The sequence below is a fragment of the Desulfonatronospira sp. genome, from assembly GCA_003563255.1.
Lineage (GTDB): Bacteria > Desulfobacterota > Desulfovibrionia > Desulfovibrionales > Desulfonatronovibrionaceae > Desulfonatronospira.
This window is the reverse complement of sequence record PWSL01000305.1, coordinates 1-4,122: the sequence shown is the minus strand read 5'-3', so window position 1 is coordinate 4,122 and position 4,122 is coordinate 1. Positions and strand designations below refer to the sequence as shown.

The following is a 4,122-nucleotide window of genomic DNA, read 5'->3' as shown; positions in this document are numbered from 1 at the left end:
TACCTTTTGGCCTGGCTTCCGCCTGTCACGCCTGTGGCGTGATTTAATTGCTCGCAGAGCAAGCCCGAAGGGCATTAAACTGGGAGCCAGGACAAAAATGATTTTCTCTTAATCAATCTCTTAATCCTGCCTGCCCGGTTAAACAAATCCGAAGGATTTCCTGCGAAGCAGGGTTTAACTGGGCCTGCCCGGTTAAACAAATCCGAAGGCTTTCCTGCGAAGCAGGGTTTAACTGGGCCTGCCCTGATAAACAACGCTGAAAGCGTTCCTGCGGAGCAGGGTTTATCTGGGGCCTGCCCCGTTAAACCGGGGTCCCCCTTTGGGGTGTTTAACTGGGGTTAATCCTGCCTGCCCCATGAAATTTCTTCCCATTTCATCGGGGTCAAAAAACTCTTCTCTTTATTGTTGCGGGCAAAGCATCACTATGGTGGTATATCAGTATTTTTCTAATCCCTAAGTGTAGTATTCAGGCGATAAACATGGAGAAGCCGGACTATGAGGCGTGGTCCTACCGGCCTGTACCACACAACCAGCGTTGCCAAAGAGACGATACGCGCTTTTATTCCAGATCCGCTTCCACCGGAACCTGCTTTGGAGTTGAGTGATCAACGCTACCCTTTGCTGGAACGTGCTACAGTCTCACTGGGCCGATTGGACAGCGTGACCCTGCTGTTGCCCGAGCCGAACATATTCCTTTACTCCTATGTCCGTCGTGAAGCTGTACTATCCTCGCAAATCGAAGGCCCGCAATCATCCCTGGGGCAGTTGCTGCTTTTTGAGATGGAGCAGATGCCGGGTGTCCCGCTTGACGATGTACGCCCAATGCGTCAGCTCGAACAGCTTAATTAAGTTGTCATGAGCATATAGCTTTTGTTGAAAAGAAGTAGTAGTTGCACACCGGAAGGGATTCATCATGATAATAGTACTGGATATTATGTTGCGAGTTTGGTTATGTTGCCAGTACCCCCATGTGTCAGGATAGATGTCTCAGGCCAGACGGACAGGACTTCCGCATAACGAGTTGCAGGAGCGGCAAACCCTTCCATGGCTTCGCCTTTCCGGGCTTTGCGGCTCAGCATTGCGTTATGCCGATAATTGATGGCACACGAAAAATATGAACAAAAATCTATCATTTATCACAAACGAAGAGAATCAAAGGCTCAAAGAAAGGTTCAGAGCTTTAATCAAGGACACGTCTTTTTTAAACAGATCGACCGAATGGTCTATGAACTCTACGGCCTAACGGACGAAGAGATCAAGATCGTGGAAGGCGAGACAAAATGAGCGGGGACAAAGAAAACATCATCATCTACAACACCGTGGACGGCAAAGCCTCTGTTTCCCTATACGCCAGAGACGGCATGGTCTGGATGAACCAGAACCAGATCGCCGAACTTTTTGACACCTCCAAACAGAACATCGGACAGCACATAGCTAACGTACTGAAAGAAGAGGAATTGCCGGAAAATTCAGTTGTAAAGAATTTCTTTACAACTGCGGCCGACGGTAAGCAATACAAGGTTACCTTTTACGCCCTGGACATGGTTCTGGCCATCGGCTTCCGGGTGCGGTGCAAGCGGGGAACCCAGTTTCGTATCTGGGCCAACCGCAACCTGAAGGAATATATGGTCAAGGGCTTTGTCATGGATGATGAGCGCCTGAAAAATCCCGACGGCCGCCCGGACTATTTTGACGAACTGCTGGAACGTATCCGGGATATCCGGGCCTCTGAGAAGCGCTTTTACCAGAAGCTCCGGGATCTTTTTTCCTTAAGCAGCGATTATGACCCTACGGACAAAGCCACGCAGAGAACTGCTCGACGCCCTGGAAGAAACTGGTTTGATTTATGCGCACCATGGGTAGGAACACGTCTATTACTACAGGAAGGAATAGAATCATGTCATGGTCTACACCCGAAAAAGACTGGAAATACATACGTTCAATCCAAAATGACCTGCTCGAAACCCTGTGCAGGCGCATCAACCAGAAATCCGCAGCCATTCTGAAAGACAGTTCCGCTTCGGAGCATGACAAATACCTTGCGCTTTATCGGCATGTTAAAGAATCAGACCGGATCATTGCTGACTGTTTAAATGACCTGAAGCGGTCCAATCTGATCATGAAACTGGCTGCACTTCAGTATCACGGTGTGCTGGGAACTGAACAGATCGAGCGTCTCTCGCCTGAGACTCAGGATAGGCTGCAAGCGTTCAAGTCCCTGAACAACCTCTGATCTCCGATATCCGACCACCGACGTCCGACTACTACTGATTCAGACTTGATCACTCTTGATTTTTCTGTTCATATCTCACAGGTTAGTGGCTTACTCCTGAAACCCTGTCATAAAAAACAAGAAAAATTTGAGCCACTCGAAGCGCGTGGCAGGCCAGCCGTTAAGTACGCAAAGTTAAAGTCGCGAAGCAGATGTTTTGTCCAAAACCGGGAAACGGTTTTGGACAAGGCTGCCTTTTCATTTGCCGCTACCCGGCAAATGAAAAAACCTTCCTGCCTTCCTTTGCGACCTTTGCGTCTTGAATGAGTCTTCGAACGGGCGGTTAAGGTTTCATTATTTCTTGGGTTGCGGGCACAGCCCGCCTTAGAAACCAGTTCAGATATTCTGGAAGCAGACCCTTCTCTCCAGGCTTGACTGTCAGGACCAGGAAACTGCCTGCCGCAATAACTCTTTCTGGAACATCCTCAAGCAGGACAGAGTAAATCTGACCTGACCGGCCGAAAAAAAGCAGCTCACCCGACTTCAGGCAGTGGCTGGCCATGTTTCTTGGGGCAATGTCCACAGCTTGAAGCCCGGAGTAATCCACTGGCTGCCAGACCGAAACATCAGCAGGGCGGATAACCCTGATACCTCCGGGTCCGCGCAGAGTATCCTGCTCTTATGTGTACAAGGTCCTCAAGCGATACCTTAATCATTGTATTTTTTTTGTGTTTTCTGGTTCAGTACCTGGCCCTGCTGCAGTAATTTATGTTCGGGGTATCAAAGAGCCATTAAGATATTTATGTACAATGCTTGAAATGAGAGTTTGATAGGGTATGCCTTCCTCAAGTGCCTTTATCTGTATCTGGTGGTAGTCTTTTTGTGAAAGGCGGAGGTTGATTCGCTTATCCTTTTTCAGAGTATTTCGAGCTGCCTTAATTGCATGTTTTCTTTCCTGGTCCAGATTATCAACAGGCTGCCACTGGCTGCGCTCGATGGATTCCATCAGCTCTTTTTCTTCCTGATCCACCGGCATAAATGCTTTTTCTCTTAATGTATTCATTATCTCCCTCCCTTTAAGCCGTATTTTTTTGTGTATTTCCGGCTCGGAAAAGCAGTTTTAAGAAATATTTCGCCGTCTTTTTCCACAAAAGGTACGATAACGGCATGGCTGTTAATATCCAGAACGAATATTTTCTGATTGGGATACGCTGGATTTTTTTCAATGCCAATCAGCAGTCCAGACTCAATTGAATATACGATTTCCTCAAAGGATATACCTCGAACACGTTTCAGAAGCTCGTTCTTATCAGCATTCCAATTGAAGTATTTCATATTTAAAAATTTTATGACAGTGACTGCCTTTTGTCAAGCATGAAAAAAAAATCAGCAGTCAGTTCAAGGTCTTTTTACGTAACCATTATTCCAGACTGCTCATAGACAGGATAGTGTTTTTAGGCGTTCCGGTGAGTGATGATATTGCCAATCTTGTCTGTGCCCAGCTGCTTTTTCTGGAGTCTGAAAATTCTGAAAAGGATATCAATCTGTACATTAACTCTCCAGGAGGGTCAGTCACGGCAGGTATGACCATTTATGACACCATTCAGTTTATATCTGCGCCAGTAGCTACCTTGTGCAGGAGATAATCAGCAGTGTATCTCTGGTTAGTCTCCGCATCTGTTATTGCTGCGGAAAACCATGCCATGGGGAAAAATCACAGGGTTATTCTGTACCTGTATGTCAGGACTGCAGAAAGCTCAAATCTGGTAAACCGTCTTCCCAGACTCAGGGCATGGATGAACCTCCGTTCTAACGCGGACTGTGCCCGCAACCCAGATAAGAAAAGAGTTTTTAGCCCACAGATCACACAGATGTACACAGATAAGAGAGGTTTTTTATGTGCATACCAG

At 47.1% G+C, this 4,122-nt stretch carries 4 protein-coding genes and 1 pseudogene; 3 read left to right on the top strand and 2 right to left on the bottom strand.

Going from position 1 to position 4,122, the window contains the following annotated elements:
- The first annotated feature begins 495 nt into the window (after positions 1-495).
- Together QZP87_RS09045 and rhuM are read left to right on the top strand one after the other, a co-directional pair.
- On the top strand, positions 496-849 hold the full coding sequence (locus tag QZP87_RS09045; RefSeq protein WP_291322593.1) for a Fic/DOC family N-terminal domain-containing protein: 354 nt from the start codon (positions 496-498) through the stop codon (positions 847-849).
- 431 nt (positions 850-1,280) lie between these two features.
- The gene (gene rhuM, locus QZP87_RS09040) at positions 1,281-2,006 is read left to right on the top strand and encodes a RhuM family protein (RefSeq protein ID WP_291322592.1); all 726 of its coding nucleotides are present in this window, start codon (positions 1,281-1,283) and stop codon (positions 2,004-2,006) included.
- Positions 2,007-2,978: 972 nt separating this feature from the next.
- Here rhuM and QZP87_RS09035 read toward each other — a convergent pair.
- Together QZP87_RS09035 and QZP87_RS09030 are read right to left on the bottom strand one after the other, a co-directional pair.
- The gene (locus QZP87_RS09035; protein WP_291322591.1) at positions 2,979-3,275 is read right to left on the bottom strand and encodes an antitoxin; all 297 of its coding nucleotides are present in this window, start codon (positions 3,273-3,275) and stop codon (positions 2,979-2,981) included.
- Positions 3,275-3,547: a toxin gene (locus QZP87_RS09030; protein ID WP_291322590.1), complete on the bottom strand. Its 273-nt coding sequence runs from the start codon at positions 3,545-3,547 to the stop codon at positions 3,275-3,277. Before QZP87_RS09030 ends, QZP87_RS09035 begins: the two co-directional genes overlap by 1 nt.
- Before the next feature lie 50 nt (positions 3,548-3,597).
- On the opposite strand from QZP87_RS09030, the pseudogene QZP87_RS09025 reads away from it, so the two are divergent.
- Positions 3,598-3,849, top strand: a pseudogene (locus QZP87_RS09025) (ATP-dependent Clp protease proteolytic subunit); the annotation flags it as partial.
- Positions 3,850-4,122: the final 273 nt, after the last annotated feature.

Coding starts and splice junctions, on each gene's coding strand:
- QZP87_RS09035 (WP_291322591.1), bottom strand. CDS start 3,275: ATGAATACATTAAGAGAAAAAGCATTTATGCCGGTGGATCAGGAAGAA.
- QZP87_RS09045 (WP_291322593.1), top strand. CDS start 496: ATGAGGCGTGGTCCTACCGGCCTGTACCACACAACCAGCGTTGCCAAA.
- rhuM (WP_291322592.1), top strand. CDS start 1,281: ATGAGCGGGGACAAAGAAAACATCATCATCTACAACACCGTGGACGGC.
- QZP87_RS09030 (WP_291322590.1), bottom strand. CDS start 3,547: ATGAAATACTTCAATTGGAATGCTGATAAGAACGAGCTTCTGAAACGT.